This is a genomic window from Streptomyces sp. BBFR102, assembly GCF_051397025.1.
In the GTDB taxonomy this organism is placed as follows: Bacteria; Actinomycetota; Actinomycetes; order Streptomycetales; family Streptomycetaceae; genus Streptomyces.
Genome location: NZ_CP195757.1, coordinates 3,719,636 through 3,744,882, shown reverse-complemented (window position 1 = coordinate 3,744,882; position 25,247 = coordinate 3,719,636). Strand labels below are relative to the sequence as shown.

Genomic DNA, 25,247 nt, shown 5'->3' with positions numbered 1-25,247 from the left:
CCACCCCTCCCTCGACCACGCGGCCGTGAGCAAGCGCTTAGAAAGTGCGGCCGGTGTCACAGCCCGGAGTGGGTGACCCGCACGCTACGTACGGGTAGCTTCCGCAAGGAAGCCCCGCCCCGTACCGACTGGAGCCGCCCGATGCCCGAAGCCGTGATCGTCTCTGCCGCCCGCTCCCCCATCGGCCGCGCCTTCAAGGGCTCCCTGAAGGACGTACGCCCGGACGACCTGACCGCCCACATCATCGAGACGGCCCTGGCCAAGGTCCCCGAGCTGAACCCTCGTGACATCGACGACCTGATGCTCGGCTGCGGCCTCCCCGGCGGCGAGCAGGGCAACAACCTCGGCCGGATCATCGCCGTCCAGATGGGCATGGACCACCTGCCCGGCTGCACGGTGACCCGCTACTGTTCCTCGTCCCTCCAGACCAGCCGCATGGCCCTGCACGCCATCAAGGCCGGCGAGGGCGACGTCTTCATCTCGGCCGGTGTCGAGACGGTCTCCCGGTTCGCCAAGGGCAACTCCGACTCCCTGCCGGACACCCGCAACCCGGTCTTCGACGAGGCCCAGGCCCGTACCGCCGCCGTCGCCGAGCAGGGCGCGGACTCCTGGCACGACCCGCGCGAGGACGGCAAGCTGCCCGACGCGTACATCGCGATGGGCCAGACCGCCGAGAACCTGGCCCGGCTGAAGGGCGTCACCCGCGAGGAGATGGACGAGTTCGGCGTCCGCTCGCAGAACCTCGCCGAGGAAGCCATCAAGAAGGGCTTCTGGGAGCGCGAGATCACCCCCGTCACCACCCCCGACGGCACCGTGGTGAGCCAGGACGACGGCCCGCGCGCCGGCGTCACCCTGGAGGGCGTGCAGGGCCTCAAGCCCGTCTTCCGGCCCGACGGCCGCGTCACCGCGGGCAACTGCTGCCCCCTCAACGACGGCGCCGCCGCCCTGGTGATCATGTCCGACACCAAGGCGCGCGAGCTGGGCCTGACCCCGCTGGCCCGGATCGTCTCCACCGGCGTCTCCGGCCTCTCCCCCGAGATCATGGGCTACGGCCCGGTCGAGGCGAGCAACCAGGCCCTGCGCCGGGCGGGCCTGACCATCGACGACATCGACCTCGCCGAGATCAACGAGGCGTTCGCCGCCCAGGTCATCCCGTCCTACCGGGACCTCGGCCTGCCGCTGGAGAAGGTCAACGTCAACGGCGGCGCCATCGCCGTCGGCCACCCCTTCGGCATGACCGGCGCCCGCATCACCACCACCCTCATCAACAGCCTCCAGTTCCACGACAAGCAGTTCGGTCTGGAGACCATGTGCGTGGGCGGCGGCCAGGGCATGGCCATGGTCATCGAGCGCCTCAGCTGACGTCCCGAGGACACCGGCAGCACGTACGGAGGGTGGCCTGGCGCGTACGCCGGGCCACCCTTCGCAGGTGGGGAGGGAAGCGGCCGTACCGCGCCCCTTCCGGTCGGCCCGCCCCTCCTCCGTTCCGTGATCCAATCTCCCCCAGGATGTGACCTGTATCCCGGGGCTTCGGCGTTTCCCCAGGTCACTATGGGTCGGGGGTACACCCCACCGAAAGACCTGTCCCTTTCGTGACGTAATGCACTGACAGCCGGATGGTTCGCCCTTCAAGCTGATGTAGGAAGTCGGGGACCGACTCGAACCGGGAGTACGTCAGTGAGCGCCATGACCCTTGCCCTGCTGATCGCCCTCGCCGCCGTGGTGGCCGGGGGCGCCGTCGCCCTGCACGCCGTGTACGGGCTGCGTCGGCAGATCACGGCGCTCCGCGCCGAGCTGCACGCCACCCACCGCGGCCGCGCCACCGTCCCGGCCGCCCGGGCCGAGGCGGACTCCATCCGCGAGGCCGTCGCCGAGGCGCTGGCCGAGGAGCGGGAGCGGGAGCTGGCCGAGGCGCGGGCGTTCTGGGCGGCGCAGGAGGCGCGGGACGCCTCTGACGCGCCCACGCTCCTGGGCGGCCTGCACGGCCTGGTGGACGACCTGTTCATCCCGCGCCAGGCGGACCTGGCCGGGCTGGACGCGCTGGACGCCGCCGAGGCCGCGCCGCACCCCCCGGCCGCCGAGCCGGAGGAGGACTCCCCCGAGCTGGCCGCCGCCCGCCGCCGTCACCCCTCGCACCCGGACTTCGTCCCGGTCCGCCCCACCCCGGTGGAGCGCGAGAGCTCCGGTGACGACCACGAGACGACGGTGGCCGTGCTGGAGGAGCTGGCGCAGGCCCGCACCGCCCTGGCCGACGTGCGCCCGGGCCCGCTGGGCACCCTGGACGTCTACGTCTTCGCCGACGGCACCACCCTCTGCATGACCCCGGGCCACCGGGAGACGGCCGAGCTGCTGGCGGGTTCGCTGCGGGCCGGTGAGGCGCCGGTACTGCTGGGCGGCTCCGGCGTCTCGGGCGCGTACGCCCTGACCTTCGCCTGCGGCGAGGACAACGTCTATCTGCTGGCCGACCGCGTCATAGCCTCCGTCTGACCCCTGGTCCGCCCCGGCGCCCCCTCCCCACCCGAGTCCGCGCCCCGTCCGGGGAGCGCGGGCCTCGCACGTCGGGCCCCGGGAGGCGTACGCCCCGTCAGATCCCGGCGCGCTCCCGCGCCTCGGCGACCCGTGCCACGGCCGACTCCAGGGCCTCCCGGCCGGGCAGGACGAGGGCGAGGTCGTGGGCGGCGACGGTCACCTGGTCGGCGACGGCGAACATCCCGGCGTCGGGCATCACGCGCACCTCCCCGGCGGGCTCCTCCAGGCGCTGGGCGCGGGCGGACAGTTCACGGGCCAGCTCCAGCGCCTCGGCGGCGGCGCCGCGCTGGAGCTTGCTCTGCGGGGCGGCCCGCAGCCGGTCGGCGAACCGGGCCACGGCGCTGGTCAGCGGGGTCGTATCAAGCACACCGCCGACCCTATGCCCTGGGGCGTCCCGGCAAGGTCCCGGGAACGGCGAAGCGCCCCGCGGAACTCCGCGGGGCGCTTCGCCGTGCGTGGGGCCTGCCGTCAGTCGTCGCCCTGGAGGATGGCGATCAGGCGCAGGAACTCCATGTAGATCCAGACCAGGGTCATGGTCAGGCCGAAGGCGGCCAGCCAGGACTCCTCGCGCGGAGCGCCGTAGGCGATGCCGTCCTCGACCTGCTTGAAGTCGAGGGCGAGGAAGCAGGCGCCGAGCAGGACGCCGATGATGCCGAAGACGATGCCGAGGCCGCCGCTGCGGAAGCCGAGGCCGTCGCCGCCGCCGAAGACGGCGAAGAGCAGGTTGACCGCCATCAGGAGCACGAAGCCCATCGCGGCGGCCATCACGAAGCCGTAGAAGCGGCGGTTGACGCGAATCCAGCCGGCCTTGTAGGCGACGAGGACCGCGGTGAAGACCGCCATGGTGCCGATCACGGCCTGCATGGCCGCGCCGTCGGCGATGTGGGTGTCGACGACGTTGCTCACGACGCCGAGGAAGACGCCTTCGAGGGCCGCGTACGCCAGGATCAGCGCGGGCGACGCCTTGCGCTTGAACGACTGGACGAGCGCCAGCACCATCGCGACGAGACCGGCGCCGATGGCGATGCCGTAGGACTTGCCCATGCTGGCCGCGTCGACCGGCAGGAACCACCAGGCGAGGGCGGCCGTGACGATCAGCGTGCCGAGGGTCGTCGCCGTGCGCATGACGACGTCGTCCATCGTCATGCGGTCGGTGGTGGGCGCCTGGACGCCGTACTGGTCCTGCGCGTACGGGTTGGCGTACGTCTGCTGGTCACCCTGGGCGTACGGGTTCTGACCGGCGTACGGGTTCTCACCCGCGTAAGGGTTGGCGCCCGCGTACGGGTTGCCCTGCTGCGTTCCTACGGCGGGGCCCCCGGCCTGCGGCGCCGCGTTGAACTGCGCGTGGCCGTTGTCGCGGCTGAACCCCCGTCGCGAGAAGACCGGGTTGCTGCTCCTCATCTCACTCCTCCGTGGCCGCCCTGCGCGGCCTTGGCCCAAGAGTAATGGGTGGGCAAAAGAATGACCCTACTGCTCGGGAAGGATCTTTCCGCGCTCTTGACCGTTTTCCTCCGGGGTCAAACCCCCGAAGCGGGCACTCCCGGGCAACTCGCCGAAGCCGCTCCCGCACCGCGTCGTCGCAGGCGGGGAAGGGCGCGTGTGGCGCGGGCGGCCGACCCGGGCGGGGAGCGCGCGCGGGAGGGCCGCGCAGCCGTGCGCCCGGCGCGTGACCTTCGCCTCACGAGGGGCGGGCGCGCGCCGGTGTGAAGGGCGGACCGCCGCCCGCTACTCCGGGCGTGCCGCCGCCCCGTCCTCCGAGGGGCCTTCGGGCGCGGGCCACACCTCGGGCCCGCCGCCACGCCACTCGACGGCCCCGGCCTCGCCGACGCTCTCCTCGGTCACCTCGACCATCCCGGCCTGGCGCACCAGCTCCGCCACGTCCCGCGCCGAACGGGCGAGGCCCAGGATCTCCCCGTCGGCCCAGACCCGGCGCCCGCCGGTCGGCGAGGGCGGATAGACGATCACCCGTACGAGTCCGCTCATGCCCCCAGCCTGACCCGCTCCCGGGGACCCCGCACGCCGGGACGGGCCGGGCTACGGCTTGAGCGGCGCGAACGGCGTCAGGGAGAAGACGAACTCCACCGGCACGTCGAAGTAGGCGGCGATGCGCAGGGCGAGGTGGAGGCTGGGGCTGTACTCGCCGCGCTCCAGGTAGCCGACGGTCTGGTAGTGGACGCCGAGGGCGTCGGCCAGCTGGCGGCGCGTCACCTGGCGTTCGACGCGGAGCATCGCGATGCGGTTGTGGACCGGGTCGGGCGCGGCACCCGCGCCCGACCCGGCCCCGGCCGTACGGGACGTCATCTGCGGCTCCTCAGTACCGCTGGAGCGCCGTCTCCCGACGGGCCGACACCGAGGCGCCCGACTCCCGGCGCGCCATCCGGCGCAGCAGTACGGGCGCCAGGACGAGTCCGACCAGCGCCCAGGCCCCGAGGACCGCGTAGCTCTCCCACACCTGCCAGCTTCCGTTGATCTCTGCGGCCGCCGCGGCCTCCGGCAGCATCGCCGCCCGCAGGCCGTGCCCCAGCCAGTAGAGCGGGAAGACCTGCGCGAGCCCGGCCGCCCAGCCGGGCAGCAGCGCCAGCGGGAAAAAGGTACCGGAGATCGCGACCATGCCGCCCATCAGCAGGAAGCCCCAGCCGCCCAGCGTGCGCGGGTTCTTGACCAGCGAGCCGACGACGAAGCCGAGGGGGGTCGAGGCGAGCACCCCGAGCAGCACCAGCGAGGCCACCCGCGGCACCCCCCGGACACCGCCCGACCAGGCGTTGTCGAGCAGGATGAGGGTGGGCACCAGCAGCAGGGTGAGGGAGAGGAGGACCTCCAGCGCGGCCCGGGTGCTCTGCCCCACGACGTACCCGGTGATGCCGTGCGGCAGCGACTTGGCGCGCAGCAGGGTGCCGTCCTCGCGCTCGGTGGCGACGGAGGTGGCCAGCCCGAAGAGGGCGCCGAAGATCATCGTGAAGGCGAGTACGCCGGGCAGCATGAACGCGCCCGCGCTGATCCCGGTCGTCTCGTCGACGGTGTGGCGGTTGAAGAACATGACGAGGACGAAGACGGTCGAGCCGATGAGGTAGTACCCCACGTCGGCCGGCGTGCGCAGGGAGTTCATGAACTCCGTGCCGCCGCGCCGGACCCCGGGCCCGTAGCCGTTGCCCCAGGCGGACCGGGCGGCCCCCCGCTCCCGTGCACCCGTCCCGCGCACCGCTTCACTCATGCCGACTCCCCCGTCAGTACCCTGGCCGCCTCCGTGCCCGGGGCCGGCCCCTCCGCCTCACTCCGCGCGACCATCCGCAGGTAGGTCTCCTCCAGGCTGGCCCGGCGCACCTCCAGCTCGGCGACCTCCTCGCCGTACCGCTCGAACAGCTCGCGGGTGAAGCGCGTGCCGTCGGGAGTCAGGTGGACCTCGCGCACGCCCTCGCGCGTCCAGCGGACCTCGTCCTCGCCCGCGACCTCCCGGGCCAGCTGCTCCGCGCTGCCGTCGGCGACGATCTTCCCGCCGTCGAGGATCAGGATGCGGTCGGCGAGCTTCTCCGCCTCGGCGAGGTCGTGGGTGGTGAGCAGGACCGTGGTGTCCTCCAGGTCGGAGAGGGCGTGCACCAGGTCGTGGAAGTCGCTGCGCGCCTGCGGGTCGAAACCGGTGGTCGGCTCGTCCAGGAAGAGCAGGCCGGGACGCCCCACGATGCCCACCGCGACGTCGAGCCGCCGCCGCTGGCCGCCGGAGAGCGCACCGACCCGGGCCCCGGCCTTGTCCGCGAGCCCGACGCGGTCGAGCAGTTCCGCCACCTCGTAGGGCCCCGGGTGCCCCTCGCGCCCGGCGTACGGCCGGTAGTACGAGGCGAACTGCTCCAGCAGCGCGCCGACCCGCCAGCGGCTGTGGTCGCGCCAGGACTGGAGCACCACGCCGATCCGCGCCCGCCAGGCGTCGTCCCCGTGCAGCGGGTCGGCGCCGAGCACCCGCACCCGCCCGGAGGAGGGCTGCCGGAACCCCTCCATGATCTCGATGGTCGTGGTCTTGCCCGCTCCGTTGGGTCCAAGCAGCCCCAGCACCTCACCCCGCCGGATCTCGAACGAGACCCCGCGCAGCACGTCCTTCTCCCCGTACCTCATCCACAGGTCCCGCACCTCGACGACGCTCTCCCCGCCGCCTGGCGTTCCCCCGTTGTCGTACGTCATCGCTCCCCGTCCGTTCGTGGGTCCACTGCCCCGTCTTGCTCCTACGATCGAACGTAGCAGGAGTACTACATCCTTTCCAGGGTTCCCCCTCGACCGCGCCAAGGGACGGCAAAGCCGACGAGCGGAGGGCACGGAGGTCTCCCGGAGAGGAGAATCGCGGCAGCGCCCCGCCCTCCCGACGCCCAGGAGCAGCCCGTGCCCGACCAGCAGCGCTCCGCCCGGCCGGCGGACCGCACCCCCATGACCGACCAGGAGATCGAGGCCGCGTACGTCGCGGACGCACCCCGGCTGGACGGACCGGTCGCCCTCGCGCCGTACGACCCGCGCTGGCCGGAGGCGTACGCGAGGGAGGCGGCCCGGATCGGAGAGCGGCTGTCCGGTCTCGCGCACCGCCTCGACCACGCGGGCTCGACCTCGGTCCCCGGTCTGCCGGCCAAGCCGGTACTGGACCTCGTCCTGACCGTCCCGGACCCGGCCGACGAGGGCGCCTACGTCCCCGCGCTCGCCCGGATCGGCCTGCGCCTGACCATCCGCGAACCCGGCTGGTACGAGCACCGCCTGCTCCGGGGCACGTCCGGGCATCCCGCGGCGGACGCCGTCAACCTGCACGTCTTCCCCGAGGACTGCCCCGAGACGGCGCGCATGCTCCGCTTCCGCGACCACCTGCGCGCCAGCGCGGCCGACCGCGACCTGTACGCGCGCACCAAGCGCGAGCTGGCCGCACGGACGTGGCGGTACATGCAGCAGTACGCGGACGCGAAGAGCGCGGTGGTGGAGGAGATCCTTCGCCGGGCGGAGTGAGGGCGAGGGCTCACGCGGCCCGGCGGGCGGACGCCGGGCCGAACCCGCCGCCGCCACGAAGCGGTCCCGGCCGGGGCTGGACCGACCGGAGGCGCAGCCCCCGCAGAACCCGTCCGGGCACGGCGCCGCCCAGTCGGCAGGTGCCGCCTTTGCGCGCTTTCGCGCGTGCCATGGCGCGGGAACCTGGGGCCGTGCGCGAACCGTGCTCCCACGCACCCCGCGACAGAGGGCGAGCCACGATATAAGCCCAGCTCAGAGCGGGTGCAAGGGGAGTGCCCGGAACCGGATTCGAACCGGTACGCCCGCGAAGGGCAGCGAGGTTTAAGCTCGCCGTGTCTGCATTCCACCATCCGGGCAAGCTGGGGGCCGCATACGCGGTGTGAGCCTATCCGGGCAAGTCACTCGGACAGCGGGCCCTCAAGCCGATGTTGTCTTATTTTATTGGCGCCTGAGGGTGCGTCAGAACCTGGCGCGGGTCCCCTACGCCGCCCTTCGACAGGCACCCACCCGTACCCGGTCGCGGGCGGGCCGAGCCGAGAATGACCGGAATGCAACCAGCGGACGGACGAAGATCATTGCCCCTCTTGCGGGTTGGGCCCGCGCGGGTCCCACGGGCCTGCCGGCCCACGCCGGTACCGGGGCCCGGGACGGGCCACGAGAACCACCGGAAAGCGTGATCAGGGTCTCCCCCCGTCCGGGCCTTCCGGGAGCCGCGCGGGCCGCCGGACCCCCGCCTCAGGGGTGGCCTCAGGGTCGGGGCGGACGCGAGGTCATACCCAGGTATGACGAGCGGCCCCCACGTCACCCCGCGGAGTGGCACGCGAAAGGGAACTGTGGGGTGATGGCCCGCGCGGTCCCGGCGGGAAGGATGGACGCAGACCGTCAGACGACTCACCCCGGCCTCCGGAAGGGGCGGCTTGCCGTGCCCGCCCGCCGGGCAGCCGCCACAAGCCCCGAGTCAGTCGCCCACCGACAGGAGTTACCCCGTGACCACCACCCCTCTGGCCTCCAGGTCCACCGCGGTGGCCGCCCGCGCCACCGAACTCAGCAAGGTCTACGGCACGGGCGAGACCCGGGTGGTCGCGCTGGACCAGGTCTCCATCGACTTCCGGCAGGGCGAGCTGACCGCGATCATGGGCCCCTCGGGCTCCGGCAAGTCCACGCTGATGCACTGCGTGGCCGGGCTGGACACCTTCGACGGCGGCTCGGTGCGGATCGGCTCCACGGAGCTGGGCGCGCTGAAGGACAAGCAGCTCACGCAGTTGCGGCGGGACAAGATCGGCTTCATCTTCCAGGCGTTCAACCTGCTGCCGACGCTCACCGCCCTGGAGAACATCACCCTCCCGATGGACATCGCCGGGCGCAGGCCCGACAAGGCCTGGCTGGAGCAGGTCATCGACATGGTGGGCCTTCGCGACCGGCTGAAGCACCGCCCGGCCCAGCTCTCCGGCGGGCAGCAGCAGCGTGTCGCCGTGGCCCGGGCGCTCGCCTCGCAGCCGGAGATCATCTTCGGTGACGAGCCCACCGGCAACCTGGACTCCCGCTCCGGTGCCGAGGTGCTGGGCTTCCTGCGCAACTCCGTGCGGACGATGAACCAGACCGTGGTGATGGTGACCCACGACGCGGTCGCCGCCTCCTACGCGGACCGGGTGGTCTTCCTCGCCGACGGCCGCATCGTCGACGAGATGCACCGGCCGACGGCCGACGGCGTGCTGGACCGGATGAAGGAGTTCGACGCGAAGGGCCGTACCAGCTAGCCCCGGCCCCGCTCGCAGGCCCCTCCCCTCCCGCGCGGCCCCGCCGCCCGCCCTTCCTTCCTTCCAGGACTCCTCATGTTCCGTACCGCCCTGCGCAATGTCCTCGCGCACAAGGCCAGGCTGCTGATGACCGTGCTCGCCGTGATGCTCGGCGTGGCCTTCGTCTCCGGCACCCTGGTCTTCACCGACACCCTCGGCAGCGCCCTGCGCAACCAGTCCGCCAAGAGCTACGACGAGGTCGCCGTCTCCGTCCAGACCTACGCGGACCAGCGCGACCAGGAGAAGACCGGCGTCGACGCCGCGACGCTGGAGAAGATCCGGCGCATCGACGGCGTCGCCGCGGCGCACGGCCGGGTCTCCGGCTTCGCGGGCGTCGCCGACCCCGACGGCAAGCTGATCGGCAGCGGCTGGTCCAACACCGGCGCCAACTTCGCCCCGGGCCCCGACGGCAAGGACCCGCACTACACCTTCACCGACGGCACCGGCCCGAAGGCCGGGCAGGTCGCACTCGACCGGGTCACCGCCGACAAGGGCGAGTACCGGATCGGCGACAAGGTCCGCGTCGCCACCAACGGGCCCGTCCAGGAGCTGACCCTCGCCGGCGTCTTCACCACCGAGGACGGCACGGTCAACGCCGGCGGCAGCCTCGTCCTCTTCGACCAGCGCACCGCCCAGGAGCAGTACCTGCGCCCGGGCTACTTCCAGGACGTGACGGTCACCGCGGCGGCCGGCGCCTCGGACGCCGCGCTGCTGAAGAAGGTCCAGGCGCTGCTTCCCGAGAACGCCACGGCGCAGACCGGGCAGGCCCTCGCCGAGGAGCAGGCCAAGGAGATCGAGTCGGGGCTGAAGAACCTCAACGCCATGCTGCTGGCCTTTGCCGGGATCGCCCTCTTCGTCGGTGTCTTCCTCATCGCCAACACCTTCACGATGCTGATCGCCCAGCGCACCCGGGAGCTGGCGCTGATGCGCGCGGTCGGCGCCTCCCGCCGCCAGGTGAAGCGTTCGGTGCTGGCGGAGGCGGCGCTGGTCGGGCTGGTCGCCTCGGTGGTCGGCTTCGGCCTCGGGCTCGGGCTCGCGGTGGGGCTGCGTGCGGCGATGGACGCCTTCGGCGCCCGGATGCCCGCGGGTCCGCTGGTGGTCTCGCCGGTGGCGGTGGGGGCCGCGTTCGGCGTCGGGATCGTGATCACCGTGCTGGCCGCCTGGCTGCCGGCCCGCCGGGCCGCGAAGATCCCGCCGGTGGCGGCGATGAACAGCGTGCACGCGGTGGCCACGGTGAAGTCCCTGGTGGTGCGGAACACCCTCGGTTCGATCATCACGGCGGCGGGCACGGTGGCGATCGTCGCGGGCGCCTCGAAGGGCGGTGGCGAGGGCCGGTACCTGATCGCGGGCGGCGCGTTCTTCACGCTGCTCGGCGTGATGGTGCTGATCCCGCTGCTGTCGCGGCCGGTGATCGCGGCGCTCCGGCCGCTGCTGACCAAGGTGTTCGGCGTCTCCGGCAAGCTGGCCGCGCAGAACGCGGTGCGCAACCCGCGCCGTACCGGCACGACGGCCTCCGCGCTCGCCATCGGCCTGACCCTGGTCACCGGGCTGTCGGTGCTGGGGCTGACCGTCGGCCAGGCCATCGACCGGACGACCACGGACCACCTCAAGGCCGACTACATGGTGGCGATGGCCTCCGGCCGCCCGCTGGACTCCTCGGCGCTGAAGGCACTGCAGGACGCGGACGGCGTGAGCGCGGTGTCGCCGCGCCAGGTGACCGGTTTCCAGGTCGACGACGAGTACGTGGGCGCCTCCTCGGTGACACCGGGCGCGGTGGAGAAGGTTCTCCGCCTCGACGTGGTCGACGGTTCGCTCGCCGCGCTGAAGGACGGTGCGGTGGCGGTCGACACCGAGACCGCCGAGGAGCGGGGCTGGAAGATCGGCGACACGCTGCCGGTCACCTTCGACGACGAGAAGAAGGGGAAGCTGACGGTCGGCGCCACCTTCAAGGCCAACGACTTCCTCGACGGTGTGCTGATCGACCGCGCGGTGGCCGATCCCCACGACGCGGCCCCGATGATCCTGGAGATCTGGGTCAACGCCGACGGCGGCGCCTCCGACTCCGCCCGCCAGGCCCTGGTGGACGCCCTCGGCAACAACCCGGCGATCGACGTGATGACCCAGCAGGACGTCCGCAACACGGTCGGCGGCATGATCAACACGATGCTCTACATCATGTACGGGCTGCTGGCGATGGCCCTGGTCATCGCGGTGCTGGGTGTGGTGAACACGCTGGCCATGTCGGTCTTCGAGCGGCAGCAGGAGATCGGGATGCTGCGGGCGATCGGCCTGGACCGGCGCCGGGTGAAGCGGATGATCCGGCTGGAGGCCGTGGTGATCTCGCTCTTCGGCGCGGTCCTCGGCACCGGGCTCGGGGTCTTCCTGGGCTGGGCGATCGGCGAGACGATATCGGGGGCCGTCTCCGGGTACGAGCTGGTGCTCCCGTGGGGCCGGATCGCGCTCTTCCTGGCTCTGGCCGCACTGGTCGGGGTGCTGGCCGCCCTCTGGCCGGCCCGCAGCGCGGCCCGGCTGAACATGCTCACCGCGATCAAGACCGAGTAGCGGCAGCGGCGTTCCGCGCGAGGCGCCGGGCCTCACCCCTGAACGCGGGGGTGAGGCCCGGCGCCGTGCGCGCGGACCGTCGGGCGGGGTGCTCCTCAGACCGACTCGGGGGAGCGCGGGGCCGGAGTGGTCCCGTCGTCACCGGAGCCGGGGGCCCGGCCGCGCGACTCCCCGTGACGCGCCCCGGCCTCCCGCCGGCCCGCCGAGGCGCCGTCGGCCCGGTCGGGCGAGGCTGACGCCCCTTCCCCTCCCGTGTCGCTCCGGGCGGAGAGGGCGGTCCACGTCCGGGCCCGCAGCGGCAGCCCGGGGTGGCCCTCGACGGGGGTGCGGACGGCGAGGATCTGGTTGACGCCGATCCGGTTGCGTTCGAAGGAGAGGGCCGAGGCGGCCATGTAGAGCAGCCAGACCCGGGCCCGTCCCGCCCCGGCCAGCCGGACGCACTCCTCCCAGTGGTCCTGGAGGTTGTGCACCCAGGCCCGCAGCGTCAGCCCGTAGTGCTCGCGCAGCACCTCCAGGTCGCGGACCTCGAACCCGGCGCGCTCCAGCTGGGTGACGGTGGAGCCGACGGGGGCGAGTTCGCCGTCGGGGAAGACGTAGGCGTCGATGAAGGCGTCCACGTGGTAGGCCGACTCGTCGTCCTGCGGGCGGCGGGCGATCTGGTGGTTGAGGAGCCGTCCGCCGGGCTTGAGCAGGGCGTACAGGTCCTCGGCGTACTCCAGGTACCGGACGGCGCCGACGTGCTCGGCCATGCCGATGGAGGAGATCGCGTCGTAGGGCCCGTCACGGACGTCGCGGTAGTCCTGGACGCGGATCTCCACGCGGTCGGCGAGTCCCTGCTCGGCGGCGCGCCCGCGGGCGTAGGCGGCCTGTTCGCGCGAGAGGGTGACGCCGACGACCTGGACGCCGTACTCGCGGGCCGCGTGCAGCGCCATCGAGCCCCAGCCGCAGCCGACGTCGAGCAGGCGCATGCCGGGGGCCAGGCCGAGCTTGCGGCAGATCAGGTCGAGCTTGTCGCGCTGAGCACTCTCCAGGGTGGCTCCGTCGCACCAGTAGGCGCAGGAGTAGACCATGGAAGGGCCGAGGACCCGCTCGTAGAAGTCGTTGCCGACGTCGTAGTGGTGGCTGATGGCCTCGCGGTCGCGGCCCTTGCTGTGCCTGCTGCCGAGGCGGCGCCGGGCGGGTGCCTCCTCCGGCGGGGGCGGCGGGGGCAGGAACGGTCCGACCAGCCGGGCGACGTCCAGGGCGGCGGCCCGCACCCGCGGGTCCCGGACGGCGTCGAGGGGGCCGAGTGGGGGACGCTCGGTCTCCCAGACGACTCCTGCGAGGAGGTCGAGCGCCTCGTAGAGGTCGCCCTCGATGGTGAGGTCGCCGGAGACCCAGGCACGCACGAGGCCGAGTTCGCCGGGCTTGAAGAGGATGCGGCGCAGGGCGCGGCGGTTGCGGAGGACGATCACGGGGGTTCCGGGCGGACCGTGTTCGGTGCCGTCCCAGGCGCGCAGGCGGAGTGGGAGGGGGACTCCCAGTATCTGTTCGGCGTGTGTGGCCAGCCGCGGGGCGGCACCGTGCATGACGCGTCACCTTCCGGGTTCGGTGTGCCGGAGCTCCTGTGTCGGTGGTCGGCCGTGCGCGCGGACACGGCCGCTGCTGTACGTACACATGTGAACACCGATGGGGGGCGCTCGCAGTCCCGGTTCCGGGTAAGGAATCCGTAAAGCGGGTGCAGCGGCCATCTACTTTGTGGCGGGCGGTCGCGGGGCACCGCGGGCTCCGGGCACGCCGAAGGGGGCGCTCGCACCACGGATGGCGAGCGCCCCCTCAGGAGGTCCTGCGTGCGGTCAGGGCGTCAGGACGCCTTGGCCTTGGCCGACTCGGGCTCCTCCGCCTTGGCGGCCGGGGCCGGGGCGGGCTTGGCCGCCTCGTAGAACTCCTCGCGCGGCGTCTCCATCGCGCCGAGGGAGACCACCTCGCGCTTGAGGAACATGCCGAGGGTCCAGTCCGCGAAGACGCGGATCTTGCGGTTGAACGTCGGCATCGCCATGCCGTGGTACGCGCGGTGCATGTACCAGGCGAGACGGCCCTTGAGCTTGATCTTCATCTTGCCCACGACGATCATCGCGACGCCCTTGTGCAGGCCGAGACCGGCGACCGCACCCTTGTTGGCGTGGCTGTACTCCTTCTGCGGGAAGCCCCGCATGCCGGAGATCACGTTGTCGCCGAGGACCTTGGCCTGCCGCAGCGCGTGCTGCGCGTTGGGCGGGCACCAGGCGTTCGGGTTGCCGTTCTTGCGGCCGATGACGTCGGGGATCTGCGCGTTGTCGCCGGCCGCCCAGATGTAGTCCGTGCCCTGCACCTGGAGGTTGGCGGCGGTGTCGACGTGACCGCGCGGGCCGAGCGGCAGACCGAAGCGGCTGAGCGCCGGGTTCGGCTTCACACCGGCGGTCCACACGATGGTGGAGGCGTCGACCTCAAGGCCGTTCTTGAGCACCACGTGGCCGTCGACGCAGGAGTCCATGGAGGTCGAGAGGTAGACCTCGACACCCCGGCTCTCCAGGTGCTTCTTGCCGTAGGCGCCGAGCTTCGGACCCACCTCGGGGAGGATCTTGTCGGCCGCGTCCACGAGGACGAACCGCATGTCCTCGCGGGAGACGTTGTTGTAGTACTTCGCGGCGTCCCGGGCGAGGTCCTCGACCTCACCGATCGTCTCGGCCCCGGCGAAGCCACCGCCGACGAAGACGAAGGTCAACGCCTTGCGGCGGACCTCCTCGTCGGTCGTGGAGTCAGCCTTGTCGAGCTGCTCCAGGACGTGGTTGCGCAGGCCGATGGCCTCCTCGATGCCCTTCATGCCGATGCCCTGCTCGGCGAGGCCGGGGATCGGGAAGGTACGGGAGACCGCGCCCATCGCGATGACGAGGTAGTCGAAAGGCAGCTCGTACGCCTCGCCGACCAGCGGCGCGACGGTGGCGACCTTGCGGTCCTGGTCGATGGTGGTGACCCGGCCGGTCAGCACCTCGGCCTTCGGCAGTACGCGTCGCAGCGGGACGACGACGTGGCGCGGCGAGATGTTGCCGGCTGCGGCTTCGGGGAGGAAGGGCTGGTACGTCATGTACGAGCGCGGGTCGACGACCGTGACGGTCGCCTCGCCGTAGCGCATCTTCTTCAGAATGCGTCGCGCTGCGTACAAGCCAACGTACCCACCGCCTACAACGAGGATCCTGGGACGCTCCGTGGTGCTCATGGCATCGAGTATCCACCCGCCCCCAGGGGGTCGTTCGTGCGCCCCTTCACAAGGTTCTCCACCCCCTCTGCTACACTGCGCCGCCCACGTGACCCAGGTCATGCTCCCTCGGCGGAACCACCACCCTCCCTCAGACGTTCCCCACCCCCTGTGAGCTGCTTGCTCGCCCCTTCCGGGGGCAAGGGGCCGGCCGGCCCTCCCTCCCCAGGCGACGCGCGGGAGACGCCCCTCGCACAGGGGGCCGGGGCCAGGAGTCGCCCATATGGAGGCCGAAAGACCCTCGACTTCGCCCGTCGGAGCACTTTCTCTTGTGAAGAACTTCACGAAGTTTCCCGGCGGTGCGCCGGAGAGCGTCCCAGGACACCCCTCCGGGGGTGCCCAGGGCCCCCGCACGACACTCGAACCGGTGGGGAAGGCGCCAGAGTTGAAGGGCGTGCGCGCGGGCGTCCGCGCCGGTGCGCGCCACGGCCTGGCACGGTACGCCGCGCTCGCCGAGAGGGGCACCCCCACGGAGACCGGCTGTCCCAGAGGTCGGCATGGCGCGAGGCTGATCGGGCGGCCTGTCCTCCGGGTACGCGAAAGGGCGGCCCGGCTCAGGCATCCGCCCGCGCCGGACCGCCCCGTACCGGAGTCCCTAGGCTCCCGCCGCCTTCCAGGCGATCCCGTCGAGGATGTCGTGCTCGCTGACGACCACCTCGTCCGCGCCGGTGCGCTCCATCAGGGTGAGGAGGATCAGGGCGCCGGCCGTGATGACGTCGACGCGGCCGGGGTGGATGACCGGGTTGGCGGCGCGTTCGGCGTGGGTGGAGGTCAGGAGGGTGTCGGTGACCTCCTTGACCTTGGCGTAGGGGATGCGGGCGTGGTGGATGGCGGTGGAGTCGTACGCGGTGAGGCCGAGGGCGAGGCCGGCCACCGTGGTGACGGAGCCGGCGAGGCCGACCAGGGTGCGGGCCTCGGTGAGCGGGACGGTGCGGGCGGCCTCGTCGAGGGCGGCGCCGATGTCCCGGCGGATCGCCGCGACCTGCTCGGCGGTGGGCGGGTCGGTCACCGTGCCGTCGGGGCGGGAGAGGTGACGCTCGGTCAGGCGGACGCAGCCGATGTCGACGGAGCGGGCGGCGCGGACGGCGTCCGTACCGACGACGCACTCGGTGGAGCCGCCGCCGATGTCGACCACCAGGTACGGGGTGTCCAGGTCCGCGCGGCCGGTCAGTTCCTTGGTGGCGCCGGTGAAGGAGAGCGCGGCCTCCTCGTCGCCGGTGACGACCTCGGGGGTGACGCCGAGGAGGTCGCGGACGCCCTCGGTGAACTCGGCGCGGTTCTCCGCGTCGCGGGTGGCCGAGGTGGCGGTGAACCGGACTGCGGTGGCACCGAGTTCGCGGATGACGGCGGCGTACTCGCGGCACGCCTCGAAGGTCCGCTCCAGGGCGTCGGGGGCGAGGCGGCCGGTGCGGTCGACGCCCTGGCCGAGGCGGACGATCCGCATCCGGCGGTCGAGGTCGGTCAGCTCCCCGGTGGACGGGTCGGCGTCGGCGACCAGCAGGCGGATGGAGTTGGTGCCGCAGTCGATCGCGGCGACGCGACGGGCGCTCACCGGCCCTCCCCCGCGGCCTCGCCGGCGCCGGAAGCGGCTGCCGGTCCGGCGGTCTGCGGCAGCGTCACGCAGGAGCCCTTGCGCCACCACTCGGGGAGCATGGCGAGCGCCTCGTCGCCGAGCGGGTTGACGCCGGGGCCGGCCGCCAGCGAGTGGGCGACCAGGACGTGCAGGCACTTCACCCGGTCCGGCATGCCGCCGGCGGAGGGGAAGTCCTTCAACTCCTCGATCTCGTCGCGGCGCTTGATGTAGTCCTCGTGGGCGGCCCGGTAGGCGGCGGCCAGTTCCGGGTCGGTGGCCAGCCGCTCGGTCATCTCCCTCATCACGCCGTTGGCCTCCAGCGTGCCGATGGCCGAGGCGGCGCGCGGGCACGTCAGGTAGTACAGCGTGGGGAAGGGCGTGCCGTCCTCCAGGCGGGGCGCGGTCTCGACGACGTCGGGCTGGCCGCAGGGGCAGCGGTGCGCGATGGCGCGCAGGCCGCGTGGCGGACGGCCCAGCTGCTGCTGGAAGGCGTCGACGTCGGCGGCGGTCGGCTCGGTGCGCGGGGTGGGCGGCGGGGGCGTGTCCATGGCGGGGTCAGGTCTCTCGGTCGTTCACTCGGTGGCGGGGCGGATGGGGCGGGGCCCGGCGGCCTGGTCGGCGCGGTCGACACCGTCCAGGAGGTTGGTGTACCAGGGCCGGGTGGCGGCCGTGCGGTCGGTGCGGCTCGGTTCTGCCGCGTCCGGGTCGATCATGGTGTAGCCGGTCTCGCCGGGGCGTACGTAGTGCAGGCGCTCGCGGATGCGCTGCTCGGCGTAGCGGTCGTCCGTCCAGCGGGCCTTCTCGTCGCGCAGCTGCTCGACCTTGGCGCGGTGGGCCTCCCGCTCGCGCTGGAGGTCGGTGATCTCGGCGCGCTGGGAGACGTACTGCCGCATCGGGTAGGCGAGGGCGACGATCAGGGAGCAGAGGACGAGGGCGAGGAGGGCGGCGCGACCGGTGAGGCGGGAGCGGCGGGCCTGGCGGCGGTTCTGCGAGCGGTAGACGCGGGCGGCGGTCTGCTCGCCGAGCACCCTGAGTCTGGTCGCGGTGGAGAAGCGGTCCGCACCGCTCTTCTTCCCGGCCATGCCCGCCTCCCCTCGGCCGCGCGCCGTGCGCGGCCGCTGTGCCCGTCCGTCAGGTGTCCGCCGCTCGCACGCTCTGCTGGTCCTCGCCCGCACGTGCCCGCGTCCCCGCCCACGGTACGGGACCGTGGGCGGGGACGCGGGGAGGCCGGGGGTGGCCGTCGGCGGCCCGCCGGATCAGCCCTTGAAGCGCGGGAAGGCGCTGCGGCCGGCGTAGACCGCGGCGTCGTCGAGGATCTCCTCGATGCGCAGGAGCTGGTTGTACTTGGCGACGCGCTCGGAGCGGGCCGGGGCGCCGGTCTTGATCTGGCCGCAGTTGGTGGCGACCGCGAGGTCGGCGATGGTGACGTCCTCGGTCTCGCCGGAGCGGTGGCTCATCATGCACTTGAAGCCGTTGCGCTGGGCCAGCTCGACGGCGTCCAGGGTCTCGGTGAGCGAGCCGATCTGGTTGACCTTGACGAGCAGGGCGTTGGCCGACTTCTCCTCGATGCCGCGGGCGAGGCGCTCGGGGTTGGTGACGAACAGGTCGTCGCCGACGAGCTGGACCTTGTCGCCGAGCTTCTCGGTGATGACGTTCCAGCCGGCCCAGTCGTCCTCGAACAGCGGGTCCTCGATGGAGACCAGCGGGTACGCGGCGACGAGCTCCTCGTAGTACTCGGTCATCTCGGCGGCCGAGCGGGTCTTGCCCTCGAACTCGTAGCCGCCGTCCTTGTAGAACTCGGAGGCGGCGACGTCCAGGGCGAGCGCGATGTCCTTGCCGGGGACGTAGCCGGCCTCCTTGACGGCCTCCAGGATGAGGTCGAGGGCGGCGCGGTTGGAGTCGAGGTTCGGGGCGAAGCCGCCCTCGTCGCCGAGGCCGGTGGCCAGGCCCTTGCTCTTCAGGACCTTCTTCAGCGTGTGGTAGACCTCGGTGCCCCAGCGCAGGGCCTCGGAGAAGGACTCCGCGCCGATCGGGGCGATCATGAACTCCTGGATGTCCACGTTGGAGTCGGCGTGCGAGCCGCCGTTCAGGATGTTCATCATCGGCACCGGGAGCAGGTGCGCGTTGGGGCCGCCGAGGTAGCGGAAGAGCGGCAGGTCGCTGGCCTCGGAGGCGGCGTGGGCGACGGCGAGGGAGACGCCGAGGATGGCGTTGGCGCCGAGCGAGCCCTTGTTGTCGGTGGCGTCCAGGTCGAACATGGCCTGGTCGATGAGGCGCTGCTCGGTGGCGTCGTAGCCGACGAGCTCCGGGCCGATCTGCTCGATGACGGCGAGGACGGCCTTCTCGACACCCTTGCCCTGGTAGCGGTTGGGGTCACCGTCACGCAGTTCGATGGCCTCGAAGGCTCCGGTGGAGGCGCCGGACGGCACGGCCGCGCGGCCGGTGCTGCCGTCGTCGAGGCCGACCTCGACCTCGACGGTGGGGTTGCCTCGGGAGTCCAGGATTTCCCGGGCTACGACGACGTCGATGGACGGCACGAGCATCTCCTTCTGGGATGTGACGCGGGTCGGCCTTCGGTCGGCCGTTCGCTCCAGAGCCTATCCGGCGGCCGGCCCCATTCCGGCGTCGCGCCCGGACGCCGGGACGAAAAGAGCCCCGTACGGGGCGAAACCGTACGCGACCGCCCATTCCTACTTACCGGTAACGACCGCGGCCGGGCGACGGGGAGGGAAACGGGGAAGCCCCGTCCCGACGCGCTGAGGGGGGAGTCACGCATCGGGACGGGGCTGTCGGTGGGGGGCGGGGTCAGTCCCTCACCCCGCAGACCCGTGGGGGGGGGAGCGCCGGGGGCGGGGAGGCCCGTGGGGAGCCTTCTCACCCCGCCTCCCGGGAGCGGCTTCGGGAGCCGAAGGGGCGCGTCGTCGCCCAGACGCCCGTCGCGCGCGGGCCGCGAGGCGGTTGAGCACGTCGGGCGGCTCGGCGACGACACCCAGCACCCCGGGGGCGAGCGAAGCGCGCGATCAGGAGAGGTGGAGCTGCTGGCCCGGGAAGATCAGGTCGGCGTCCTCGACGATGTCCTTGTTCAGCTCGAAGAGCTTCTTCCAGCCGCCGTCGACGTTCTCGTCCTTCGCGATCTGGCTGAGGGTGTCGCCCTTGACGACCTCGTACTCGCCGTCACCCTTGGCGACAGTCTCGCCGGTGGGGGTCTCGACGGTCTCCTCGGCCGGGGCGGTCCGCTGCTCGCTGCGGTCGGCGCGCGGCTCGGGGCGCTCGGGGGCGGCCTGCTCGGCCGGCTCCTCGGCGGGCTTCTCGGCCTCGGCGCCGCCGCCGTTGTACGCGGCGTTGCTCAGGCCGGTGCCGCAGTTGGGCCAGGCGCCCTTGCCCTGGCCGGCCAGGACCTTCTCGGCCACGGCTATCTGCTGCTCCTTGGTGGCCTGGTGGGCGCTGGAGGCGTAGGCGGTGCCACCGAAGGCGGCCCAGGTGGAGGGCGTGAACTGGAGCCCGCCGTAGAAGCCGTTGCCGGTGTTGATGGACCAGTTGCCGCCGGACTCGCACTGGGCGACGGCGTCCCACTCGGAGGCCGTGGCGGCGGAGGCCGAGCCGGTCGCGACGAGCGGCGCGGCGACGGCGAGGCCGGCGACACCGGCGAGCGACAGGATGCGGGTGACCTTGGAGGGACGGCGGTGCTTGGCCTTGTTGGTCAGCATGAAGGGAATCTCCTCACCGACGCCTACGAGGTGAGCTGTCGGGTTCGGGCCGGATGAGTGCCCGGCCGCGCGTCCCTGTCCGGAACGCGCGGCTTCACCCCGAGCCGCCCCGGCCACCCGCCCCGCTGGGGAGCGAACGGCCGGTGCGGCGGCAAACCTTGGGTCCCCCGCTCCTGTCTACGGCGCTTGCGCGACGACTGTCCCAGGCGGCCGTCGACAGGATTCGGCGTAACGACCGCTGGAGCCCGCCAGTGGCGAGCGGCACGACCGTAAGCACGGCCGACGGCAGATTCCAAAGACGATCAGGGGGTCTGAGATCCATGTCTCACTTCCCCCGATTCGGACATTCCCGCCCGAACTGGCGCCCGATTCAGTCCTTTTCGGCCTTCGGGTCCGATCCGAGATCAAGGGCCTGACCGGGCAGGATGCGGTCCGCGTCGTCGCCGACGACCTCCTTGTTCGCCTCGTACAGCGCGGGCCATCCGCCGTCCACCTCGTGGAGCCAGGCGATGACGGAGAGGCTGTCGCCCTCCTTCACGGTGTACGAGCCGGAAGCGTCGGGCGCGTCGCCGCGCTCCCCCCGCGAGGCGTGCCGCCCGGAGCCCTCGCGCCCCTCACCGGAGCCCGGCTCGGCCTCGGCGCCGCCCCGGTGGCGTCCGCCGCCGGAGTCCTCCCCCTCGCCGGGGGTCGCGGAGGGGGTGTCCGAGGGGGTCCCGGCGCGGTCGCCACGTCCCTCCGCGGCCCCCTCTCCGGGGATCGGGGTCGGCGAACCCTCAGGGATGGAGGTCGGCTCGGCGGAGGGGGTGGACGACTTCCCGTCACCCTTCTCCCCCTTCTCCTCCTTGTCGGCCTTGTCCTCGTTGTCTGCGTCGGACCCCTCGCCGCCCTTGCCGTCCTCCTGCTCGGCGGGCGAGGTCGGGGAGGCGGAGGGGGTGCCGCTGTCGCCGGGGACGCCCGGGTTCACCTCGGCGGTGCCGCCGCCCTGCTGGAGCCCGATCGCGGGGGCGCAGGTGGCCCAGGCGGCGGTGCCCTCGGCGTCGAGGACGCGCTCGGCCACCACGATCTGCTGGGAGCGGCTGGCGAGGTCGGCGGAGGGCGCGTAGCTGAGGCCGCCGTGGCGCTCCCAGAGTTCCTGGGTGACCTGGAGGCCGCCGTAGTAGCCGTTGCCGGCGTTGGCGCTCCAGGCGCCACCGCTCTCGCATTCGGCGAGCCGGTCCCACGTGGCGGTGTCGGCCGCGCTGGCCGAACCGGCGCCGAGCAGGGGGATGGCGATGGCCGAACCGGTCACCCCGGCCGCGACGACGAAGGCGGGAGCCTGTCGGGGGCGTCGGTGACGTCCGTTCCCGGAGAGCATGCGGTTGCCTTTCGCGTGACGACTGCTGACCGGCGCCCCGCTCGGTGGCGGCGGGGCTTCCGGTTGGCGCCGAAGGTAGCGGCTGTCGAACGTTCGTCACAAGTCGATGCAGCGGAGATCACGCCGACATCACATTCCTGATGTCTCGTCAGTTCCGGCGTCCGGAGGGCGCGGCTCGCGCACCTGCTTCCCGGGCCCGGCCGGCTCCGGGGTGAACTCGACCGGCAGGGTGCGCAGTCCCCGCATGATGAGTCCGCCGCGCCAGCGCAGGTCGTCGGGTGCGGCGCCGAGCCGCAGGTCCGGAAGGCGCGTCAGCAGGGTCGCGAGAGCGGCCTTGCCCTCCAGTCGGGCCAGCGGGGCGCCGATGCAGTAGTGGATGCCGTGGCCGTAGCCGAGGTGCTGGTTGTCGGTGCGGGCGAGGTCGAGCCGGCCGGGGTCCCGGAAGCGTTCGGGGTCGCGGTCGGCGGCGGCCAGGACGACCAGGACCGGGTCCCCGGCGGCGATGTCGGCCCCGCCGATCCGCAGCGGCTCGGTGGCGTACCGCCAGGTGGCCATCTCCACCGGGCCGTCGTACCGCAGGAGTTCCTCGATGCCGGTGTCGAGCAGCGCCTCGTCGCCGTCGGCGAGGGCCCGCTGGAGGCGGGCGCGTTCGGCGGGGTTGCGGAGCAGGGCCAGGGTGCCGTTGCCGATCAGGTTGACGGTCGTCTCGAAGCCGGCGAAGAGGAGCACGAAGCACATGGCGGCGGCCTCCTCCTCGGTGAGGTGCTCGCCGTGGTCGCTGGCGCGGATCAGGCCGGAGATCAGGTCGTCGCCGAGGTCGGCCCGTTTGCGGTGGATCAGCTCGGCGAGGTAGTTCCGTATCTTCTTCACCGAGCGGGCGACGCCGCCGCGCGGCCCGCCGCCGTGCCGGATCATCATCCCGGCCCAGTCGCGGAAGTCGTCCTGGTCCTCGCGCGGGACGCCGAGCAGGTCGCAGATGGCGTAGATGGGCAGCGGGAAGGCGAACTCGTGGATGAGGTCGGCCTCGCCGCGCCCGGCGAAGCCGTCGATGAGCCCGTCGGTCAGCTCCTGCACCCGGGGCGCGAACCGGGCGACGCGGCGCGGGGTGAACGCCTTCGACACCAGGCGGCGCAGCCGGGTGTGGTCCGGCGGGTCGATGTTGAGCAGGTGCGTCATCAGTCCGGCGCTGCGCTCGCCGGGGATGCCGGTGCGGCTGCGCCCGGCGTCGTCGGCGGCGTGGTGCGCCGGGTTCTTGCTGAGCCGGGGGTCGGCGAGGGTCTGCCGGGCGTCCGCGTACCGCGTGACCAGCCACGCCTCCACGCCGCTGGGCAGCCGGGTCTTGTGGACCGGCTCGTGGGTGCGCAGCCAGGCGTAGGCGGGGTACGGGTCGGCGGCGAACTCCCAGCCGAAGAGTGCGGGACGCCCGGCTGCCTGGGTTTCGCTCATGGTCCGACCGTATCGGGGGCCCGGCGGGGCGGCTCAGTGCCCCTCGGCCGCCCGGATGGCCTCGCGGTAGCGCCGGGCGCTCTCGCGCAGGGCGGCCTCGGGGTCGGCGCCCTGCCGTTCGGTCTCGACGGCGAGGGCGAGCAGGGCGGGGCCGGGCCCGGGGCCCTCGGGGAGCGGCACGTTCAGCCCGGCGGCCCGGGCACGGGAGGCGAGCTTGGCGGCGAGGGCCAGGGCGGGCTGGGCGACGGGCACGCCGTCGGTGACCGAGGTGCGCTCCTTCTCCTCCCCCTTCACCCGCAGCCAGTGGGCGCGGACTTCCTGCGGTGTCTCGGCGACGGCGTCCCCGAAGACGTGCGGGTGGCGGCGGACCAGCTTGTCGATGAGGGCGGCGGCCACGTCGTCGATGGAGAACGGCCCGCCGTCCCCTTCCTCGTCGCCGGCCGCCGGTCGGCCGTCCTCGGCGATCCGGGCGTGGAAGACGACCTGGAGCAGCACGTCGCCCAGTTCCTCCCGCAGGGCGTCGCGGTCGCCCTCCTCGATGGCCTCGATGAGTTCGAACGCCTCCTCCATGGCGTACGTGGCGAGCCCTTCGTGGGTCTGCCCGGACGACCAGGGGCACTCCTCGCGGATGCGGTCCATGACCTGGACGAGGTCGATCAGGCGGGCGCCCGGGAGGTCGTAGGCACCGGGGAGCAGTTCCAGATCGGGCATGGCGACGCGGCCGGACCCGGCGAGGCGGGAGAGGGCGTCGGTCAGTCGGCGGTCGCCCTCGCCGGACTGGACGAGGACGGCGGTGCGCCCGCCGGCGAGGAAGTCGACCAGGTCGGCCGCGTCCGGGATGGCCGCGATCTCGACCTCGACGCCCGCCTCCCGCAGGTAGGGCAGCTGCGGGTGGGCCGGGTCGGCGCAGAGCACCCGGTCGGCCTGGTGCAGGGCCTGCCAGGCGGGCCAGGAGAGCTGGCCGGGGGCCACCCGGTGGCTGGTGGTGAGCAGGACGAGGCGGCCGGGGCTGGGTGCGTTCACGCCTCGAACGTAACGCACCCCGGGACCCGGCCGCCGGGGCCGGTGCGGCGGTGGGCGCCCCTCAGAGCGCCGGGAGGCCCGCGCTCTGCGCCTCGGAGCGGGCCTCGGCCTTCTCCTCGCCGACGCGGCGCGGGTCGGTGCTGAGCCAGGGGTCGGAGCCCGCGACCATGAGCAGCTGCTCGCCGTCCCAGGAGCCGTAGCGGGGGCTGATGTCGATACCGAGCCGCTCGGCGGTCCTGACCAGTTCCTGCCGGACCCGCGCGTCGGCCTGCTCGGGCGAGGCGCCGGGCGCGTACGTCTGGCGGAGCCCGTCGAGGCGGAGCTGGTAGCCGAGGTGGTCGTCGATCCGGGCGGCCGGAATGCCGTAGGTCCGCAGGTACGCCTCCTCCAGTTGCTCGGCGCCGCCGCCGGTCTGCGCCTGGAGCTGGGCGCGGCGCTCGCGGAGGTCCTTGCGGGTGAGGCTGACGCCGGCCTCGTCGGCGGCGGCCCGCACGACGCGCTCGCTGATCATCCCGGCGAGGGTGGCGCGGTCGGGGGCGCAGGTCTCGCGGCCCTCGACGGCCTTCTCGCCCTGGGCGGCGGCCTCGTCGCGCTGCTGCAGCTCGGCCTGGCGGGCGGCGGAGCACTGCTGGTCGAGGGCGTCCGCGTATCCCTCCTCGCCGAAGACGGCGACCTGGGCGTCGCGGGTCTGGCCGACCTGGGCCTCCAGCTGGGCGACGGTGATCCGCTCGCCGCCGACCACGGCGGCGGCGCCCGGCCGGGCGCCGTCCCCGCAGGCGGTCAGCAGCGGGGCCGCGAGCAGGGTGGCGGCCATGAGGGCGAGCGAGGTGCGACGGCGGCGGTGCAAAGGGAGCCTCCCGGCGTGATCGTTCGGCGGTGCGGGGACTGTTGACGACCTGACGATCTGACGACGTGTACGACCTGGCGGTCCGGACGTCCTTGCGAAGATCGATCGTAGGCAGTCGGCGTGATCTGGGCCACTGTCCGGAGCAACGATTCCCCGCGTGTCCGG

The 25,247-nt window shown here is 72.9% G+C and carries 22 protein-coding genes, 1 tRNA gene and 1 riboswitch; of the genes, 5 read left to right on the top strand and 18 right to left on the bottom strand.

Annotation, left to right across the window (positions count from 1 at the left end):
- Positions 1–141 precede the first annotated feature (141 nt).
- Complete coding sequence (locus tag ACSLIC_RS16835) at positions 142–1,362, top strand: acetyl-CoA C-acetyltransferase (protein WP_436738522.1); 1,221 nt, start codon at positions 142–144, stop codon at positions 1,360–1,362.
- 324 nt (positions 1,363–1,686) lie between these two features.
- Positions 1,687–2,487, top strand: coding sequence for a hypothetical protein (locus tag ACSLIC_RS16830; protein ID WP_436740394.1), 801 nt, complete (start codon positions 1,687–1,689; stop codon positions 2,485–2,487).
- A 97-nt stretch (positions 2,488–2,584) separates the two neighbouring features.
- On the opposite strand, the gene ACSLIC_RS16825 is transcribed toward ACSLIC_RS16830, so the two are convergent.
- The 6 genes from ACSLIC_RS16825 to ACSLIC_RS16800 all read right to left on the bottom strand — a co-directional run bounded on the left by ACSLIC_RS16825 (position 2,585) and on the right by ACSLIC_RS16800 (position 6,699).
- Entirely contained in the window at positions 2,585–2,896 is a 312-nt protein-coding gene (locus tag ACSLIC_RS16825; protein ID WP_436738521.1) for a hypothetical protein, read from the bottom strand.
- 101 nt (positions 2,897–2,997) lie between these two features.
- Complete coding sequence (locus tag ACSLIC_RS16820; protein WP_436738520.1) at positions 2,998–3,930, bottom strand: Bax inhibitor-1/YccA family protein; 933 nt, start codon at positions 3,928–3,930, stop codon at positions 2,998–3,000.
- 324 nt (positions 3,931–4,254) lie between these two features.
- Positions 4,255–4,512: a hypothetical protein gene (locus tag ACSLIC_RS16815; protein WP_436738519.1), complete on the bottom strand. Its 258-nt coding sequence runs from the start codon at positions 4,510–4,512 to the stop codon at positions 4,255–4,257.
- Positions 4,513–4,563: 51 nt separating this feature from the next.
- Positions 4,564–4,830, bottom strand: a complete 267-nt coding sequence (locus ACSLIC_RS16810; RefSeq protein ID WP_436738518.1) for a helix-turn-helix transcriptional regulator — start codon at positions 4,828–4,830, stop codon at positions 4,564–4,566.
- 10 nt (positions 4,831–4,840) lie between these two features.
- Entirely contained in the window at positions 4,841–5,740 is a 900-nt protein-coding gene (locus ACSLIC_RS16805; RefSeq protein WP_436738517.1) for an ABC transporter permease, read from the bottom strand.
- Entirely contained in the window at positions 5,737–6,699 is a 963-nt protein-coding gene (locus ACSLIC_RS16800; protein ID WP_436738516.1) for an ABC transporter ATP-binding protein, read from the bottom strand. Before ACSLIC_RS16800 ends, ACSLIC_RS16805 begins: the two co-directional genes overlap by 4 nt.
- 195 nt (positions 6,700–6,894) lie before the next feature.
- Here ACSLIC_RS16800 and ACSLIC_RS16795 point away from each other — a divergent pair, with 195 nt between their 5' ends.
- Positions 6,895–7,500 (top strand): GrpB family protein, encoded by a 606-nt coding sequence (locus tag ACSLIC_RS16795; protein ID WP_436738515.1) that lies wholly within the window; start codon positions 6,895–6,897, stop codon positions 7,498–7,500.
- A 273-nt stretch (positions 7,501–7,773) separates the two neighbouring features.
- On the opposite strand, the gene ACSLIC_RS16790 is transcribed toward ACSLIC_RS16795, so the two are convergent.
- A tRNA-Leu gene (locus tag ACSLIC_RS16790) sits at positions 7,774–7,856 on the bottom strand.
- A gap of 630 nt (positions 7,857–8,486) precedes the next feature.
- Between ACSLIC_RS16790 and ACSLIC_RS16785 the strand changes: the two genes are divergently transcribed.
- On the top strand, positions 8,487–9,257 hold the full coding sequence (locus ACSLIC_RS16785; RefSeq protein WP_436738514.1) for an ABC transporter ATP-binding protein: 771 nt from the start codon (positions 8,487–8,489) through the stop codon (positions 9,255–9,257).
- Between the two features lie 75 nt (positions 9,258–9,332).
- Positions 9,333–11,858: an ABC transporter permease gene (locus tag ACSLIC_RS16780; protein WP_436738513.1), complete on the top strand. Its 2,526-nt coding sequence runs from the start codon at positions 9,333–9,335 to the stop codon at positions 11,856–11,858.
- 95 nt (positions 11,859–11,953) lie between these two features.
- Here ACSLIC_RS16780 and ACSLIC_RS16775 read toward each other — a convergent pair whose 3' ends face one another.
- The 11 genes from ACSLIC_RS16775 to ACSLIC_RS16725 form a co-directional block, all read right to left on the bottom strand.
- A complete protein-coding gene (locus ACSLIC_RS16775) occupies positions 11,954–13,426 on the bottom strand; it encodes a class I SAM-dependent methyltransferase (RefSeq protein WP_436738512.1) in 1,473 nt (490 codons plus the stop codon).
- Between the two features lie 275 nt (positions 13,427–13,701).
- Positions 13,702–15,093, bottom strand: a complete 1,392-nt coding sequence (locus tag ACSLIC_RS16770) for an NAD(P)/FAD-dependent oxidoreductase (protein ID WP_436738511.1) — start codon at positions 15,091–15,093, stop codon at positions 13,702–13,704.
- A gap of 634 nt (positions 15,094–15,727) precedes the next feature.
- On the bottom strand, positions 15,728–16,684 hold the full coding sequence (locus ACSLIC_RS16765) for a Ppx/GppA phosphatase family protein (RefSeq protein WP_436738510.1): 957 nt from the start codon (positions 16,682–16,684) through the stop codon (positions 15,728–15,730).
- Positions 16,681–17,253 (bottom strand): DUF501 domain-containing protein, encoded by a 573-nt coding sequence (locus ACSLIC_RS16760; protein WP_436738509.1) that lies wholly within the window; start codon positions 17,251–17,253, stop codon positions 16,681–16,683. Before ACSLIC_RS16760 ends, ACSLIC_RS16765 begins: the two co-directional genes overlap by 4 nt.
- A 24-nt stretch (positions 17,254–17,277) precedes the next feature.
- Positions 17,278–17,787 (bottom strand): FtsB family cell division protein, encoded by a 510-nt coding sequence (locus ACSLIC_RS16755; protein WP_436738508.1) that lies wholly within the window; start codon positions 17,785–17,787, stop codon positions 17,278–17,280.
- Between the two features lie 174 nt (positions 17,788–17,961).
- Entirely contained in the window at positions 17,962–19,248 is a 1,287-nt protein-coding gene (eno, locus tag ACSLIC_RS16750; protein ID WP_436738507.1) for a phosphopyruvate hydratase, read from the bottom strand.
- Between the two features lie 477 nt (positions 19,249–19,725).
- Positions 19,726–20,412 (bottom strand): transglycosylase family protein, encoded by a 687-nt coding sequence (locus ACSLIC_RS16745; RefSeq protein WP_436738506.1) that lies wholly within the window; start codon positions 20,410–20,412, stop codon positions 19,726–19,728.
- A 5-nt stretch (positions 20,413–20,417) separates the two neighbouring features.
- Positions 20,418–20,607, bottom strand: a riboswitch (cyclic di-AMP (ydaO/yuaA leader).
- A gap of 175 nt (positions 20,608–20,782) precedes the next feature.
- Positions 20,783–21,766: a transglycosylase family protein gene (locus tag ACSLIC_RS16740; protein WP_436738505.1), complete on the bottom strand. Its 984-nt coding sequence runs from the start codon at positions 21,764–21,766 to the stop codon at positions 20,783–20,785.
- A gap of 129 nt (positions 21,767–21,895) precedes the next feature.
- A complete protein-coding gene (locus tag ACSLIC_RS16735; protein ID WP_436738504.1) occupies positions 21,896–23,212 on the bottom strand; it encodes a cytochrome P450 family protein in 1,317 nt (438 codons plus the stop codon).
- A 33-nt stretch (positions 23,213–23,245) separates the two neighbouring features.
- A complete protein-coding gene (locus ACSLIC_RS16730; RefSeq protein WP_436738503.1) occupies positions 23,246–24,235 on the bottom strand; it encodes a nucleoside triphosphate pyrophosphohydrolase in 990 nt (329 codons plus the stop codon).
- A gap of 61 nt (positions 24,236–24,296) precedes the next feature.
- The gene (locus tag ACSLIC_RS16725) at positions 24,297–25,082 is read right to left on the bottom strand and encodes a hypothetical protein (RefSeq protein ID WP_436738502.1); all 786 of its coding nucleotides are present in this window, start codon (positions 25,080–25,082) and stop codon (positions 24,297–24,299) included.
- Positions 25,083–25,247: the final 165 nt, after the last annotated feature.

Coding starts and splice junctions, on each gene's coding strand:
- ACSLIC_RS16820 (WP_436738520.1), bottom strand. CDS start 3,930: ATGAGGAGCAGCAACCCGGTCTTCTCGCGACGGGGGTTCAGCCGCGAC.
- ACSLIC_RS16830 (WP_436740394.1), top strand. CDS start 1,687: ATGACCCTTGCCCTGCTGATCGCCCTCGCCGCCGTGGTGGCCGGGGGC.
- ACSLIC_RS16755 (WP_436738508.1), bottom strand. CDS start 17,787: ATGGCCGGGAAGAAGAGCGGTGCGGACCGCTTCTCCACCGCGACCAGA.
- ACSLIC_RS16780 (WP_436738513.1), top strand. CDS start 9,333: ATGTTCCGTACCGCCCTGCGCAATGTCCTCGCGCACAAGGCCAGGCTG.
- ACSLIC_RS16735 (WP_436738504.1), bottom strand. CDS start 23,212: ATGAGCGAAACCCAGGCAGCCGGGCGTCCCGCACTCTTCGGCTGGGAG.
- ACSLIC_RS16815 (WP_436738519.1), bottom strand. CDS start 4,512: ATGAGCGGACTCGTACGGGTGATCGTCTATCCGCCCTCGCCGACCGGC.
- ACSLIC_RS16805 (WP_436738517.1), bottom strand. CDS start 5,740: ATGAGTGAAGCGGTGCGCGGGACGGGTGCACGGGAGCGGGGGGCCGCC.
- ACSLIC_RS16800 (WP_436738516.1), bottom strand. CDS start 6,699: ATGACGTACGACAACGGGGGAACGCCAGGCGGCGGGGAGAGCGTCGTC.
- ACSLIC_RS16770 (WP_436738511.1), bottom strand. CDS start 15,093: ATGAGCACCACGGAGCGTCCCAGGATCCTCGTTGTAGGCGGTGGGTAC.
- ACSLIC_RS16760 (WP_436738509.1), bottom strand. CDS start 17,253: ATGGACACGCCCCCGCCGCCCACCCCGCGCACCGAGCCGACCGCCGCC.
- ACSLIC_RS16745 (WP_436738506.1), bottom strand. CDS start 20,412: ATGCTGACCAACAAGGCCAAGCACCGCCGTCCCTCCAAGGTCACCCGC.
- ACSLIC_RS16740 (WP_436738505.1), bottom strand. CDS start 21,766: ATGCTCTCCGGGAACGGACGTCACCGACGCCCCCGACAGGCTCCCGCC.
- ACSLIC_RS16835 (WP_436738522.1), top strand. CDS start 142: ATGCCCGAAGCCGTGATCGTCTCTGCCGCCCGCTCCCCCATCGGCCGC.
- ACSLIC_RS16775 (WP_436738512.1), bottom strand. CDS start 13,426: ATGCACGGTGCCGCCCCGCGGCTGGCCACACACGCCGAACAGATACTG.
- eno (WP_436738507.1), bottom strand. CDS start 19,248: ATGCTCGTGCCGTCCATCGACGTCGTCGTAGCCCGGGAAATCCTGGAC.
- ACSLIC_RS16810 (WP_436738518.1), bottom strand. CDS start 4,830: ATGACGTCCCGTACGGCCGGGGCCGGGTCGGGCGCGGGTGCCGCGCCC.